The sequence below is a fragment of the Pseudomonas sp. R19M genome, from assembly GCF_050312585.1.
Lineage (GTDB): Bacteria > Pseudomonadota > Gammaproteobacteria > Pseudomonadales > Pseudomonadaceae > Aquipseudomonas > Aquipseudomonas palleroniana.
This window is the reverse complement of sequence record NZ_JBNPJV010000107.1, coordinates 74,239-88,926: the sequence shown is the minus strand read 5'-3', so window position 1 is coordinate 88,926 and position 14,688 is coordinate 74,239. Positions and strand designations below refer to the sequence as shown.

Below are 14,688 nucleotides of genomic sequence, written 5' to 3'. Positions count from 1 at the left end.
AAAAACCGCGATGATAGCTCAGCGCGGCGCCGGGGTCCGGATTTCACCACTGGCCAGTCGTGAAGCGCTGTTGCCGATCGGGTCCTCGGCGTTGAGATCGGCGCCTTTGGCTTTCAACGCATCCAGCAACTCGACACGCTTGAACAAGCCGGCGTACATGGCCGCAGTCTGCCCGGCGCCATTGCGTTGGTCGGGGTTGCAGTCGGTGGCCAGCAGGCGCTGGGCGATTTTCAGCTCGCCCTTGAAGATCGCGCCCATCAGCGCAGTGTTGCCGCGTTTGTCCTGCACACAAGCGTCGGCGCCGGCGTTGAGCAAACGTTCCACGAAAGGGCCCTGGCCGTGGTAGGCGGCGAGGATCAGCGCGGTGTAACCCTTGTCGTCCTGCGTATTGAGGCTGTAGCCGGACTCGATAAAGGTATTGAGCATATCGAGGTCGCCACGGCGGGCGGCGTCAAAGTAATAATCCTGAAGCTGCGCCTTGAGTGCCGCCGGTTCTGGGGATTCGGCATGGGCGACAAACGCCAGCATGGCCATCAGCAAACCGATAGAAATTCGCATAGGGTTCTCCTGTCAGAGATCGACGCCCCAGGGAGCGTCGATCGGAACCAACGGATCAGTCAGTCAGTTTTTCAGCCAGCGCCTTCACACGCGCCAAATCACCCTTGGCGACCTTGGCCACGCCGGTGCCGTACTCCGGGTCGGCTTTGTAGAGGAACGACAGGATGATGTGCTTGCTCTCGTCATCGGTGGTGGCCAGGGAGCCGCCAAAGTTTTCGATCAAGTCCTGACGCTCTTTCTTGCTATAGGAGCGGTACAGATCACCGGCCTGCTTGAAGTTCTGCTCACGCTGGATCTTCGCCTGCTGAGTGCTGCCCGACAGGGCCGACTGGCTGTAGCGCGCAGTTTGCGGCTCTTCCCGCGGCATCAGGCGGCTCGGCTGGTAGTTCACACCGGTGGTGGTCTTGCCGATATTCATCGCGCCATCCTGGTTACCGTTGTTGACGGTCACCCGGGGGGCGTTGATCGGCAGTTGCAGGGCGTTCGGCCCCAGGCGGTACATTTGTGTGTCGGCATAGGAAAACACCCGACCTTGCAGCAAGCGGTCTTCCGACGGTTCGATGCCCGGTACCAGGTTGGCCGGGGCCATGGCGACTTGCTCGGTTTCCTGGAACACGTTGGCCGGGTTGCGGTTCAGCACCATTTGCCCGACTTTGCGCTCCGGCACATTCGGCCAGATCTTGGTGGCGTCCAGCGGGTCGAAATCAAACTTGGCCAGGTCTTCGGGCTTGAGCACTTGCACATACAAATCCCACTTGGGGAAATCGCCCTTATTGATATGGGTGACCAAGTCATTGGTCATATGGCTGTAATCACGGCCCTGTACTTCGGTGACTTGCTTGGGATCAAGGTTCTTGATGCCTTGCAGGCTCTTCCAGTGGAACTTGACGTAGTGCACTTCACCCTTGGCGTTAATCAACTTGTAGGCATGTACGCCATTGCCGTCCATTTCCCGGTAACTGGCCGGGGTGCCGGAGTCAGAGTACAACTCGGTCAACGTACGGGTGGACTCTGGAACATGGGAGAAGAAGTCAAAACGGCGTGAGTCGTCGTCCAGGTTAGTGCGTGGGTCCGGTTTGAAGGCGTGGACCATATCCGGGAACTTGATGGCGTCGCGAATGAAGAACGTCGGGAAGTTATTGCCCACCAGGTCCCAATTACCCTCGGCGGTATAGAACTTGGTGGCGAAGCCACGTGGGTCACGCAGGGTTTCCGGGGAATGGTTGCCGTGAACCACCGCAGAGAAGCGCACAAACACGGGGGTGGTTTCACCGGCGGCGAACACTTTGGCCTTGGTCAGGTCGCTGAGGTTATCCGTGACCGTGAAGGTGCCATGGGCGCCGGTGCCACGGGCGTGTACCACACGCTCCGGAATGCGCTCGCGGTCGAAGCGTTGCAGTTTCTGAATCAATTGCACGTCTTGCAGCAGTACCGGGCCGTTGGCGCCGGCGGTTTGTGAGTTCTGGTTGTCACCGACGGCTGCACCGTTGTCACGGGTCAGGTTGGCGGCTTGCACGGAGAGGGAAAGCAGGCTGGCGGTCACCAGTGCCAGCGCACTGCGCGCCGATACCGGCTTGCGGCTAATGAGAGTGTTCATCAAGGTTTCCTCTGGTTTTTTTAGTGCACATTCAGTTGTGCTTGCCAGAGGCTAGTGACCTGGGAGTCAGAAGATAAATAGAAAAACGCCACAGGGCCGATTAAGAAAATAATGTGGTAAACCACTGAATTCAGGCGTATTTCGCGCGCGATTGATGGCACTTTGCAAACTAATTACGATTTAATGTGTCGATAAAAGCCGTCAGTGTTAACAGTTGTGTCAAGCAAGCCTGCTGTGACTGACTTACACTGACCTCCACCCTTCTCATCTGTAACAAGGAATAACCTATGGGCGTGATCAGTGAGTTCAAGGCCTTCGCGGTCAAAGGCAATGTCGTCGACATGGCCGTCGGTATCATCATCGGTGCCGCCTTCGGTAAAATTGTTTCCTCGTTTGTAGGCGACGTGGTGATGCCTCCTATCGGCCTGCTGATCGGTGGCGTGGACTTCGCGGACCTGGCGGTGCAACTCAAGGCCGCACAAGGCGGCGCTCCGGCGGTGGTACTGGCCTATGGCAAGTTCATCCAGAGCATCATCGACTTTGTGATCATCGCGTTCGCGATCTTCATGGGGGTGAAGGCCATCAATCGTCTCAAGCGCGAAGAGGCGGTGGCTCCAACCTTGCCACCGACGCCGACCAAAGAAGAAGAGTTGCTCACCGAGATCCGCGACTTGCTCAAGGCTCAGAACAACAAGCCGCTTTAACCGATGCAACCCAAAGGCGCCCTTCGAGGCGCCTTTTTTCTACCAGTAGTTTTCTACGGCCACCTGGCCCGGACGACGGCTCAGGCTCAGTTGCAGATCGCGCTGCTTGAGCAATTGGCGTGTGTCGTCGACCATTTGCGGGTTACCGCAGATCAGTACGCGAGAGTGTTGCGGGGTTAACTCGACACCGGCCGCACGCTCCAGCTCACCATTTTCGATCAAGGTGGTGATGCGCCCATTCAGCGCACCCGGATGCTGTTCACGGGTGACAATGGGGATATAAGTCAGCTTGTGGGCGTGCTCAGCCAGGTACTCCCGCTCGCCCAGCGTGTGGATCAACGATTGGTAGGCCAATTCCTTGGCCTCGCGGGCGCTGTAGACCAGCACGATACGCTCAAATTTCTCCCAGACTTCGAAGTCCTGCAGCATCGACAGGAAGGGTGCCACACCGGTCCCCGTGCCCAGCAGCCAGAGATCACGCCCATCCACAAAGCGGTTCAGGGTCAGGAAGCCGGTGGCCTGACGCTCCACCATCAGCGTATCCCCCACCTGCAAGCGGCTCAGCTCGCTGGTGAATTCGCCCCCCGGGACGACAATCGAAAAAAAGTCCAAGTGCTCGTCAAAAGGCGCAGACACGATGGAATAGGCGCGCCATACGGTGCTGCCATCCGCCTTGGTCACCCCCAAGCGCAAGAACTGGCCGGCGGTAAACCGAAAGCCGGAGTCGCGCGTGGTGCGCAGTGTAAAGAGACTGGGGGTCAGCGACTGCACGTCGAGCAAGGTCTGGCGGGTAAATTTCTCAGCACTGGCCGTCATGGGGAACTCCGTTTTGCACAGAGCCCTAGTGTCCCTCAAAGCAGCGTGCGCAAACACCGCTGATTTGTACTGGCATTGCCGAAGGGGTCGTGATGCGCACCGGTACAGATTGCGTCAAGATCAAAAACAGTTGCCGAATAACGGCACATTAGTTCAGACAAACTATTTAGCTATTAGCCCGGCGACTTTCTACTGGCAGATGGAACAGTGCGCTCAAGCGCCATCAGTTTGGCACTACCCACAACCCATTAAATTCAATAAAAAAGTTATTGCAGGCAAGACTATTTGTACAAATCAACACCAAACGTACAACTTACTAAGAACTACGCCCTGGTTACTTAGAGCATTTTTTCCCACGCAAAGATAGGCGATGTCCTACACTATTTTCGTGCTGCGTAGGGATGAGGACGTACCCACGCCACGCAAAATCCATGGAGAGTTACAAATGGTGAAATGGCGCAATACCCGGCTCCCCAAACTGGAAGGTGAAAACGATATTACCAGTGTATTTGACATGGTCCTTAACCGTACCAATGAACTCGGCTTCCAATTCTGTTCCTTTACTATGAGTACCCAACTCGCTGACGACCAAACAAAACCCATTCAAGTCAATAACTACCCAGAGAAATGGAACGAGCTGTATCAACAGGCGCACTTCTTCCCCATCGACCCTGTTGTTGCGCACTGTAAACGCTGTGTACTGCCTATTGTCTGGGAGCAAAAGGCATTCGACTCCTCACCCAACTTATGGTCGTTGGCCCAGACGTTTGGTGTGGATTGTGCCTGGACACAGCCGGTGCACGACTTCCAGGGTGTCTACAGCATGCTGACCCTCGCACGCAGCAGTGGTGAAGTGAGCCCGCAGGAGCTGTATGAAAAAGCCGGCCAGGTGTTATGGCTTTGCCATGCAATGCACTCGGTGGTCGCACGCAAGTACACCGATGAGCCCAGTGCATCGCCCTGCTGCAAACTGACCCCTCGGGAGACGGAAATACTCAAATGGTCAGCCTTGGGCAAGACCGCCGGGGATATTGCGACCATTCTGTGCCTGTCAGAGCGCACCGTAGGCTTTCACATCAAAAGCACGTTCAACAAACTGGGGGTCAACAACAAGATTGCCGCCGTCCTCAGAGCCTCCAAAGCGGGGTTGTTTTAGCCGGCACGGAAACACCACATGTCATCAGGCTCAAAAAAAAGTACCATTTACGACCCATTCTGAGTGTTGAGCGGCGCCTTCAGGTGTCACCTCGTAGTTCACTCAGACGGTTCCGCCGATGATCACCCAGAGCCTCCCCCGCCATGCCCCTGCTCCACAGCCCGTTCGCCCAGCTCGATCTGATCCGCCAACCCGAGCAACATAACGATCCGCTGCAAGCCTTCGATGCCGCCGACGAATACCTGCTCGACTATCTGGCGCAGCAGCAACCGGCGGCGACCACTCGCGTGCTGGTGCTCAATGACAGCTTTGGCGCCTTGGCCGCCAGCCTCCAGGGGCAGGTGCAAGTGACCTCCAGCGGTGATTCGTTTCTTGCAGCCTTGGGGTTGGAAAAAAACCTGGTGCGCAACGGCAAGACGTTTGATGCGGTGCCGTTCATCCCGGCCAGCCAGATGCCCACGGGGCCGTTCGACCGGGTGCTGATCCGCGTGCCGAAAACCCTGGCATTACTGGAGGAACAGTTGATCCGCCTGCAGGGTCAGCTGGCACCGGGTGCCGAAGTGATCGCCGGGGCGATGATCAAGCACCTGCCACGGGCTGCGGGGGAATTGCTGGAGCGCTACATCGGGCCGATGCACGCCTCACTGGCGGTCAAGAAGGCACGCTTGTTGATCGCGACCGTCGACCAACGGCCCACCGCCCTCTCGCCCTACCCCACCCGCTACGCCCTCGACGCCCCGGCCATCGAACTGCTCAACCACGCCAACGTATTCTGCCGTGAAGGCCTGGATATCGGCACCCGCGCCATCCTGCCCCACCTGCCGAAAAACCTCGGCAACGCCCGCGTGGCGGACCTGGGCTGTGGCAACGGTGTATTGGCAATCGCCAGCGCCTTGCAAAACCCCGCTGCGCACTACACCTTGGTGGACGAGTCCTTTATGGCGGTGCAATCGGCCGCCGAGAACTGGCGCGCCGCGCTGGGTGAGCGCGACGTGGTGATACGCGCAGGCGACGGCCTGGCCGGCCAGGAGGCACAGTCGCTGGACGTGGTGCTCTGCAACCCGCCTTTCCATCAGCAACAGGTGGTCGGCGATTTCCTCGCGTGGCGCATGTTCCAGCAGGCGCGGGAAACCCTGGTCGTCGGCGGTGCTCTTTACATCGTCGGCAACCGTCACTTGGGCTACCACACCAAACTGGCCCGGTTGTTCCGGGGTGTCGAGCAAATCGCCACCACGCCAAAATTCGTGATTATCAAAGCGCGCAAATAAAAAAACCCTGCCACTCGTGCAAATGGCAGGGCTGAAAGCCGGGCCGTGAGGCCCGGATTGGGATGTCAGTGCGTGGTCAAGCCGGCCGCGTTCATGAACAGGCGCATCAGGCTGGCCACGATGAACAGGGCCAGCACGCTGCCGGTCCAGATCATCGCCAACCACCCCAGGCGCCGCCACAACGGCTGTTTCTCGGCCTGTTCAATCTCGTGCAACGTCGGTTTGCCGGACATGGGACGCTCCCTCCTAGTGGTAACCGTCTTCATGGGTGACCTTGCCGCGGAACACGTAGTAGCTCCAGAAGGTGTAGCCCAGGATGAACGGAATGATGAACAACGTACCCACCAGCATGAAACCCTGGCTCTGCGGCGGTGCGGCGGCATCCCAGATCGAAACTGATGGCGGGATGATATTTGGCCACAGGCTGATCCCCAGGCCGCTGTAACCGAGGAAGATCAACACCAGCGTCAGCAGGAACGGCGTGTAATGGGCATTACGTGCCACTGCGCGAATCAGCCCGTACATGGTCACCAACACCAGGATCGGCACCGGCAGGAACCAGAACAGGTTCGGCAGGGTGAACCAGCGCGAGGCGATTTCCGGGTGCGACAGGGGCGTCCACAGGCTGACGATACCGATCACCGCCAACACCACGAAGGCCAATGGCCGCGCCAGGTTGTGCATCTGCTCCTGCAACTTGCCTTCGGTCTTCATGATCAGCCAGGTGCAACCCAGCAGGGCATACGCAACCACCAGGGCGACACCGCAGAACATCGTGAACGGCGTCAACCAGTCCAGCGAGCCGCCGGCGAACTGACGATTCACCACCGGGATGCCGTCAATGAACGCCCCCAGCGCCACACCCTGGAAGAACGTCGCGGCAATCGATCCGCCGATAAACGCCTTGTCCCACAGGTGGCGCTTGTGGTCCTTGGCCTTGAAGCGGAACTCGAACGCCACGCCACGGAAGATCAGCCCGACCAGCATCAGGATCAGCGGCAGGTACAGCGCCGACAACACCACCGAATAGGCCAGCGGGAAAGCGCCGAACAACGCCGCGCCGCCCAGTACCAGCCAGGTCTCGTTGCCGTCCCATACCGGGGCGACGGTGTTCATCATGACGTCACGGTCGACTTTGCCCGGAATAAACGGGAAGAGGATGCCGATACCCAGGTCGAAGCCGTCCATCACCACGTACATCATGATGCCGAAGATGATGATCACGGCCCAGATCAGCGGAAGATCAATACCCATCTCAATTCCCCTTGTGCTGGATGTCGGCGTGTTGGTCATCACTGCCGTCATCGGCCGCCGACAACGGACGCGCCGGTGTACGTTTCTGGCCAGGGCCACCGTGGGTTGGCTCGGTACTTTCGTGGGTGACCGGACCTTTGCGCACCAGACGCATCATGTAACCCAGACCTGCGCCAAACAGCGCGAAGTACACCACCACGAACAACACCAGGGTGATCGTCATCTGCGCCAGGCTGTGTCCGGAAGACGCATCCGCCGTGCGCATCAAACCGTAAACCACCCACGGCTGGCGGCCAATTTCGGTGGTGAACCAGCCGGCGAGAATCGCGATCAACCCGGACGGGCCCATCCACAACGCCAGGTACAGGAACGGTTTGCACGAGTACATTTTGTCGCCCTTGCGCAGCCAGAGGCTGAACAAGCCGGTGAAGATCATCAGGAAACCCAGGCCAACCATGACCCGGAACGACCAGAACACGATGGTCGAGTTGGGGCGGTCCTCAGGCGGGAACTCCTTGAGCGCCGGCACCTGCTTGTCCAGGGAGTGGGTCAGGATCAGGCTGCCCAGGTACGGAATTTCCACCGCGTACTTGGTTTTTTCGGCCTGCATGTCCGGCCAGCCGAACAGGATCAGCGGCGTCGGTTCGTTGCCGACGTTTTCCCAGTGGCCTTCAATCGCGGCAATCTTTGCCGGTTGGTGCTTGAGGGTGTTGAGGCCATGGAAGTCGCCGATGACCGCCTGGATAGGCGCGACGATCAGGGCCATCCACATGGCCATCGACAACATGGTGCGGATTGCCGGGTTGTCCTTGCCGCGCAACAAGTGCCAGGCCGCCGAGGAGCCGACGAAGAACGCGGTGGCCACGAAGGCCGCCGTGGCCATGTGTGCCAGGCGGTAAGGGAACGACGGGTTGAAGACCACCGCGAACCAATCGGTCGGGATCACGCGTCCGTCAACGATCTCAAAGCCCTGAGGCGTCTGCATCCAGCTGTTGGACGACAGGATCCAGAAGGTGGAGATCAACGTACCGACGGCCACCATCACCGTGGCGAAGAAGTGCAGCTTGCGCCCCACTTTGTTCCAGCCGAACAGCATCACCCCCAGGAAGCCTGCTTCCAGGAAGAACGCCGTGAGCACTTCATACGTCAACAGCGGGCCGGTGACGGAGCCGGCGAAGTCCGAGAAGCGGCTCCAGTTGGTGCCGAACTGGTAGGCCATGACCAACCCGGAGACCACGCCCATGCCGAAGTTGACGGCAAAGATCTTCGACCAGAAGTGGTAGAGGTCACGGTAGGTGTCGTTGTGGGTCTTGAGCCACAAACCTTCCAGTACCGCAAGGTAACTGGCCAGGCCGATGGTGATCGCCGGGAACAGGATGTGAAACGAGATGGTGAACGCAAATTGAATTCGGGCGAGATCTAGCGCCTCCAAACCGAACATAAGTTTTCCTCTGTCAGGTAATACCGGCTGCTGGCGGGAGCCTGCACCCACTGCCCCCACGGATATGGAGCCTGTCGAATTTCAATTCGTTTCTTTTTTTTACCCACCACGCGGGGAATCTGGCCTTGCGGCCGCCAGAACAATTCCGGGGCCGGTTTTGATCTGGATCAAGCATTGCTGAAAGAGTAGTCCCATTTTCGTTGCAGGACGGCGTGGTCTTTTGCCGCGTGACAGACTGCCTCAGCTCAGTTCCTGCAACCATCTGTTACAACTTGATGATAATCTCGGCCTTTCTCCGGCCCTGACCTGAACTCCCGATGCCAAGCGAACCCGTGTTGCTGTTGCGCCATCACCGCCCTTTCATCGCGTTCTGGCTGGCGCGGATCTTTACCGCCAGCGGCTTCCAGATGCTCACCGTGGCGATTGGCTGGAACCTCTACCAATTGACCGGCAACGTGCTGGACCTGGGCTTGGTGGGTTTGGTCGAATTTGTGCCGCGCGTACTGTTCATGCTGCATACCGGGCATGTGGCCGACCGTTACGAGCGCCGCAAGGTGGCCGCCATCTGCCAGACCGTGCAGGCATTGATTGCCCTGAGCCTGGCCATCGGCGGCCTGACCGGCCACGTGACCCGCGAGATGATCTTCATCCTCGCGTTCCTGTTGGGCGCCGCACGCTCTTTTGAAATGCCCACCACCCAGGCGCTGCTGCCAAGCATCGTGCCCAGCGCATTGTTCCCACGGGCGGTGGCGTCATCCCAGTCGGCCCAGCAACTGGCGACCATCGTCGCGCCGGCGCTTGGCGGTTTGCTGTATGCATTCGGCAGCGTGTGGGTCTACGGGCCTACCGTGGTGCTTTACCTGATTGCCTGCACGCTGACCCTCAACCTGCCCGCCCGCCAGACCCCACTCAATAAAGGCAAGGCCACCCTGGATTCGCTGCTGGCCGGCATCCGTTTCATCCGCAGCCGCCCGGACATTCTCGGCGCCATTTCCCTGGACCTGTTCGCCGTGCTGCTGGGCGGCGCCACAGCGTTGCTGCCGGTGTTCGCCAAGGACATCCTGCTGACCGGTGCCTGGGGCCTGGGCCTGCTGCGCTCGGCACCGGCGGTGGGTGCGTTGTTGATGTCGTTGTGGCTGGCGCGGTTTGCCGTGGACCGGCACGTGGGACGCGTGATGTTCACCGCCGTAGGCGTATTCGGCGTGGCGACTATCGCCTTCGGCCTGTCGACCTCGTTCTGGTTCTCCCTCGGGGTACTGGTGGTGTTGGGCGCGGCGGACATGATCAGCATGGTGATCCGCGCCTCGTTCGTACAACTGGAAACCCCGGATGAAATGCGCGGGCGCGTCAGTGCGGTCAACGGCCTGTTCATCGGCGCGTCCAATCAACTCGGCGAATTCGAGTCCGGGATCACCGCCCACTGGTTCGGCACCGTGCCCGCCGTGGTCATGGGCGGGGTCGGGACATTGCTGGTCACCGGCGTGTGGATCAAGCTGTTCCCGACCCTGGCCAACCGCGACCGGATGCATGTTCCGGTCGAAGAGGCCAAGGTTTAAAGCACCTTATCCAGGGTGATCGGGAAGTCCCTGACCCGCTTGCCGGTGGCGTGGTAGACCGCATTCGCGACGGCCGCCGCCACCCCGACAATGCCGATTTCACCGACCCCCTTGGAACCCAGGGCATTGACGATCTCGTCGTGTTCTTCGACGAACAGCACGTCAATGTCACCGATATCGGCGTTTACCGGAATGTGGTACTCGGCCAGGCTGTGATTCATGTAACGACCCAGCTGATGGTCAACTTGGGTTTCTTCGTGCAGCGCCATACCGATGCCCCACACCACCCCGCCGAGAATCTGGCTGCGGGCCATCTTGGGGTTCACCACACGCCCGGCCGCAACCGCGCTGACCACCCGGCTGACGTGCACAGTGCCGAGGTCTTCGTCCACCCGCACCTCCACGAACACCGCTGAATGGGTGGCGGTGGCGTAGCCTTCGCGCTTTTTGTCGGGCTCGCTGTCGACCTGGACTTCCAACGCCTCTTCACCGCTGTCCTTGACCAACTGGGCCAGTGAAACACTGACATCCCCGCAGTGCAGTTGGCCGTCTTCGAAGCGCACCGCTTCAGCCCCTTTAAAAACCGGGTAAGTCTGCCGGGCGATTTTCAGCAACTTGGCGTTCAACGCTTCGCACGCTTGCTGAACGGCGGTCCCGACGGAAGACACAGTAAACGAGCCCCCTTGCAGCGGCGCCGTGGGCAACGATGAATCCCCCAACAGAAACGCCACGTCCTTGACCGCCACCCCACTGGCCTGCGCCGCAATCTGGGTCATCACGGTATAAGTTCCGGTGCCGATATCCGTGGTGGCGCTGCTCACCGTCAGCTTGCCTTGCGCGTCGATCCGCGCCTTGGCGCTGGCCTTCATCTGCATGGCCTCCCACACACCGCCGGCCATGCCCCAGCCGATCAATTGCCGGCCCTCCCGCATGCTGCGCGGCTCCGGGTTGCGCCGCTGCCAGCCGAAACGTTCGGCGCCTTCGCGGTAGCACTCACGCAGAGCTTTACTCGACCAGGGTTTGTCTTCGTTCTGGTTGCGCTCGGCATAATTGATCAGGCGCAGTTGCACCGGGTCCATGCCCAAGGCACACGCCAGTTCATCCATGGCGCATTCCAGGCCGATCACACCCAGGGCGGCGCCAGGCGCACGCATATCTAGCGGGGTGAATACATCGAGCGGCACCAGTTTGTAGGTCAGTTGCACGTTGTCGCAGTGGTAGAGCATGCCGCTCCATTCCACCACGTGCTCACTGAAGTCCTCGAAACGCGAAGTCTGGCCGATTGCGGTATGCCCAAGTGCCAGCAATTGCCCGTTGGCGGCGGCGCCCATTTGCAGGCGCTGCAAGGTGCGCGGGCGGTAGCCGAACGTGAACATCTGCTGACGCGTCAGGGTGACCCGTACCGAACGCTTGAGCGCCAGCGACGCCATCACCGCCAGCGGCAATTGATACTGCGGACGCAAGCCCGAGCCGAACGCCCCGCCGACGAAAGCGGCAAAGATACGCACCTGGCTTTTATCCAGGCCGAACACCTTTTGCACATAGGCCTGGCAGTTCTGTGGCCCTTGGGTTTTATCATGGATATGCAGGGTGCCATCCGGCTGATACAGCACCGTACTGGCATGCGGCTCCATAGGGTTGTGATGCTCGATGGGCGTGCTGTAGTGCAGATCCAGGCTGACGGCGGCGGCGCTCCACTGCGCCTGAAAGTTGCCACGCGGCTTGGGCGGCGTTTGCGGGGAAGCGTGGGCCTGCTCCTGCATCGCCAGCAAGTCGGTCTCGAAAGCCTCGCGCTCGTACTCGATATGCACCAGCGAACCGGCATGCCGCGCCAGCTCCAGGTTATCGGCTATCACCAGGGCCAATGGCTGGCCGCTATAGAGCACGCGGTCGTTGTACAACGGGCGAAACGGCGACCCGTCCGCGGCATCGGCATCGGCAAACGCGTCGTCGTAACTGGCGAGTTTCGGCCGGTTGAGGTGATCGAGCACCATGACCACGCCGGGCAATGCCAGGGCCCTGGACGCATCAATCCTGACCACTCGCCCCTTGGCGATAGTACTGGATACCACGCTGCCGTGGAGCAGGTCCTGACCGGCAAACTCACCGGCATAACGCGCCTGGCCCGTCACCTTGAGCAGACCCTCGACGCGGTCCAGGGGTTTTCCGATAGCGGTCATGGGCGTTCTCCTGCGACAGCGGCATCGCTCAGGGCGCGGATAATCGCCCGACGCGCCAGCTTGATCTTGAAGGCGTTGTGTTCCAGCGGCTCGGCATCCTGCAACAAGGCGTCAGCGGCACTGCTGAAGGTTTCGCGGCTGACCGTACGGCCGATCAGCGCGGTTTCCACCGCACGGTCTCGCCAGGGTTTGTGCGCCACGCCGCCAAGGGCCAGACGGGCGTCGACGATGGTGTCACCGTCCAGCTCCAACGCGGCGGCAACCGACACCAGGGCAAACGCGTATGACGCACGATCGCGCACTTTCAAATAATGACTGTGGCCCGCCAGACGGTCGGCCGGTAACTCAATGGCCGTGATCAGTTCATCATCGGCCAACAGGTTGTCGCGCTGCGGCGTGTCGCCCGGCAAGCGATGGAAATCGGCAAACTCAATCACACGCGAACCGCCACGCCCCTCCACATGCACCCGTGCCTCCAGGGCGGCCAGGGCGACACACATGTCCGACGGGTGGGTCGCCACGCACTGCTCGCTGGCACCGAGAATGGCATGAATGCGGTTCAAGCCGGTTCGCGCCGGGCAGCCACTGCCCGGCTCTCGCTTGTTGCAGGGCACGCCGGTGTCATAGAAGTAATAGCAACGGGTGCGCTGCAACAGGTTGCCGCCAGTACTGGCCATGTTGCGCAACTGCGGTGACGCACCGGCGAGGATCGCCTGGGACAGCAAAGGGTAACGGGCTTCGATCAACGGGTGCCAGGCCAGGTCAGCGTTGCTGACCAAGGCGCCGATCATCACGCCACCACTGGCCGTAGGTTCAACGCCATGCAGCGGCAGGCCGGTGATATCGATCAAGTGTTCGGGCCGGCTGATGTTCTCTTTCATCAGGTCCAGTAAATTGGTGCCGCCGGCAATAAAGCGCGAGGCGGCGCTACTCAGCCGCACCGCTTCATGTACGTCGGTCGGCTTGCTGTACTGGAAAGGGTTCATGGTTTGTCTCCCAGCACGACCGCTTCAATCGCATCGCGGATGTTGCTGTAGGCACCACAGCGGCACAGATTGCCGCTCATCAGTTCCTGGATCTGCGCGGGGTCCTGGGCCCGCCCCTCATTGGCCAGGCCAACGGCAGAGCAAATCTGCCCGGGCGTGCAATAGCCACACTGGAACGCGTCATGCTTGATAAACGCCTGCTGCATCGGATGCAGCTCGTCTCCGTCAGCCAAGCCCTCGATGGTGGTCAACTCGGCACCGTCGCACATCACCGCCAGGGTCAGGCAGGCATTCACGCGTTTGCCGTCACGCAACACGGTGCAGGCACCACATTGGCCGTGGTCGCAGCCCTTTTTGCTGCCGACCAGGTCAAGTTGTTCGCGCAGCAGGTCGAGCAAGGTGGTCCAGGGCAACACGTTCAGCTGGCGCTGCTGGCCGTTCAGGGTCAGGCGTATCGGGTGGCTGACGAACGGTTGAGCCGCCGCGTCATTGGGGGTTGCGCTCATAAACACCTCACGGGTTGAAGTCCGTTCGCGGCGTTCGGGAAAGTCGCCGTCTCTGGGGTACGACTACCCGTGGTTATGAGCGTTCAAGAGGATTGATCAGCGGATATTGAGCATCACCTTCAAGGTATTTTGCGGGCCGTTGATCGACGTATTACTGAACTCGAACCACCCCTGGGCTTCGACATTCAAGTCAAACACATAGATGTAGCCCATCAGCGTGCCCACGCCATTGCACGCCTCGCTGATATTGCCGACCTGGCACACCGGCGTGCGCCGCCCGTCCAACTCGGCGCCATTGAAGCGGCCCATGGGGCTGTTACCCAGGCCGACTTCCATCACCGAAACCTGGGTCGGGCCACGGTGCTCGCACATCTGGGTACTCTGGGCGCCTTCCGCGACTTTCTCGCTGCAACGCGCCGACTCGACCTTGAACACCCGCACCTCGCTCAAGGGCGGTGCAGCTGCGCCCCACGCTGGTGCCGCGCCCCACCACAGGCTGAGACTGGCGATCAGAGCTAGACTCCACGCGTTGGCTTTTTTCATGCTGTTAACGACCCTGCCTTGAACGTCGGCGCAGTATGCCTCAAGGCCATGATCCACAGCCATGCATCGCCAAGCCAACCCCGTGCGCCACACGGCCTCGGCTGCTGGTATGATGCGCCGCTT

14 protein-coding genes are annotated in these 14,688 nt (G+C 60.3%); 4 read left to right on the top strand and 10 right to left on the bottom strand.

What is annotated here, in order from left to right:
* Positions 1 to 18: 18 nt before the first annotated feature.
* Positions 19 to 558 (bottom strand): ankyrin repeat domain-containing protein, encoded by a 540-nt coding sequence (locus tag ACQRBT_RS27610; RefSeq protein ID WP_060752311.1) that lies wholly within the window; start codon positions 556 to 558, stop codon positions 19 to 21.
* A 55-nt stretch (positions 559 to 613) separates the two neighbouring features.
* The gene (katB, locus tag ACQRBT_RS27605; RefSeq protein ID WP_412047062.1) at positions 614 to 2,155 is read right to left on the bottom strand and encodes a catalase KatB; all 1,542 of its coding nucleotides are present in this window, start codon (positions 2,153 to 2,155) and stop codon (positions 614 to 616) included.
* Between the two features lie 287 nt (positions 2,156 to 2,442).
* Here katB and mscL point away from each other — a divergent pair, with 287 nt between their 5' ends.
* Positions 2,443 to 2,859, top strand: coding sequence for a large-conductance mechanosensitive channel protein MscL (mscL, locus tag ACQRBT_RS27600; RefSeq protein ID WP_060752313.1), 417 nt, complete (start codon positions 2,443 to 2,445; stop codon positions 2,857 to 2,859).
* A gap of 39 nt (positions 2,860 to 2,898) precedes the next feature.
* Here the strand turns inward: mscL and ACQRBT_RS27595 are convergent, their stop codons facing one another.
* Positions 2,899 to 3,675, bottom strand: coding sequence for a ferredoxin--NADP reductase (locus ACQRBT_RS27595; protein ID WP_412047063.1), 777 nt, complete (start codon positions 3,673 to 3,675; stop codon positions 2,899 to 2,901).
* Between the two features lie 445 nt (positions 3,676 to 4,120).
* Here ACQRBT_RS27595 and ACQRBT_RS27590 point away from each other — a divergent pair, with 445 nt between their 5' ends.
* Together ACQRBT_RS27590 and ACQRBT_RS27585 are read left to right on the top strand one after the other, a co-directional pair.
* On the top strand, positions 4,121 to 4,831 hold the full coding sequence (locus ACQRBT_RS27590; RefSeq protein WP_412047087.1) for a helix-turn-helix transcriptional regulator: 711 nt from the start codon (positions 4,121 to 4,123) through the stop codon (positions 4,829 to 4,831).
* A 143-nt stretch (positions 4,832 to 4,974) separates the two neighbouring features.
* Positions 4,975 to 6,099, top strand: a complete 1,125-nt coding sequence (locus ACQRBT_RS27585; RefSeq protein ID WP_412047064.1) for a methyltransferase — start codon at positions 4,975 to 4,977, stop codon at positions 6,097 to 6,099.
* Positions 6,100 to 6,164: 65 nt separating this feature from the next.
* On the opposite strand, the gene ACQRBT_RS27580 is transcribed toward ACQRBT_RS27585, so the two are convergent.
* From ACQRBT_RS27580 to ACQRBT_RS27570, 3 genes are read right to left on the bottom strand one after another with little or no spacing between them, the layout of a single operon-like run.
* Positions 6,165 to 6,332, bottom strand: coding sequence for a DUF2474 domain-containing protein (locus ACQRBT_RS27580; protein WP_081086932.1), 168 nt, complete (start codon positions 6,330 to 6,332; stop codon positions 6,165 to 6,167).
* 13 nt (positions 6,333 to 6,345) lie between these two features.
* Positions 6,346 to 7,353 carry a cytochrome d ubiquinol oxidase subunit II gene (cydB, locus tag ACQRBT_RS27575; RefSeq protein ID WP_060752317.1) on the bottom strand — a complete coding sequence of 336 codons (1,008 nt, stop codon included), beginning with the start codon at positions 7,351 to 7,353 and terminating at the stop codon, positions 6,346 to 6,348.
* Position 7,354: 1 nt separating this feature from the next.
* The gene (locus ACQRBT_RS27570) at positions 7,355 to 8,794 is read right to left on the bottom strand and encodes a cytochrome ubiquinol oxidase subunit I (RefSeq protein ID WP_104996036.1); all 1,440 of its coding nucleotides are present in this window, start codon (positions 8,792 to 8,794) and stop codon (positions 7,355 to 7,357) included.
* A 317-nt stretch (positions 8,795 to 9,111) separates the two neighbouring features.
* On the opposite strand from ACQRBT_RS27570, the gene ACQRBT_RS27565 reads away from it, so the two are divergent.
* A complete protein-coding gene (locus ACQRBT_RS27565; protein ID WP_104996037.1) occupies positions 9,112 to 10,350 on the top strand; it encodes an MFS transporter in 1,239 nt (412 codons plus the stop codon).
* On the opposite strand, the gene ACQRBT_RS27560 is transcribed toward ACQRBT_RS27565, so the two are convergent.
* The 4 genes from ACQRBT_RS27560 to ACQRBT_RS27545 all read right to left on the bottom strand — a co-directional run bounded on the left by ACQRBT_RS27560 (position 10,347) and on the right by ACQRBT_RS27545 (position 14,565).
* Positions 10,347 to 12,530: a xanthine dehydrogenase family protein molybdopterin-binding subunit gene (locus tag ACQRBT_RS27560; RefSeq protein WP_412047065.1), complete on the bottom strand. Its 2,184-nt coding sequence runs from the start codon at positions 12,528 to 12,530 to the stop codon at positions 10,347 to 10,349. The two genes, ACQRBT_RS27565 and ACQRBT_RS27560, sit on opposite strands and share 4 nt — an antisense overlap.
* Positions 12,527 to 13,516, bottom strand: coding sequence for an FAD binding domain-containing protein (locus ACQRBT_RS27555; RefSeq protein WP_412047066.1), 990 nt, complete (start codon positions 13,514 to 13,516; stop codon positions 12,527 to 12,529). The genes ACQRBT_RS27560 and ACQRBT_RS27555 overlap by 4 nt, the downstream gene beginning before the upstream one ends.
* Complete coding sequence (locus ACQRBT_RS27550) at positions 13,513 to 14,022, bottom strand: (2Fe-2S)-binding protein (RefSeq protein ID WP_104996039.1); 510 nt, start codon at positions 14,020 to 14,022, stop codon at positions 13,513 to 13,515. The genes ACQRBT_RS27555 and ACQRBT_RS27550 overlap by 4 nt, the downstream gene beginning before the upstream one ends.
* 96 nt (positions 14,023 to 14,118) lie before the next feature.
* The gene (locus ACQRBT_RS27545; RefSeq protein WP_090365702.1) at positions 14,119 to 14,565 is read right to left on the bottom strand and encodes a DUF4879 domain-containing protein; all 447 of its coding nucleotides are present in this window, start codon (positions 14,563 to 14,565) and stop codon (positions 14,119 to 14,121) included.
* Positions 14,566 to 14,688 lie beyond the last annotated feature (123 nt).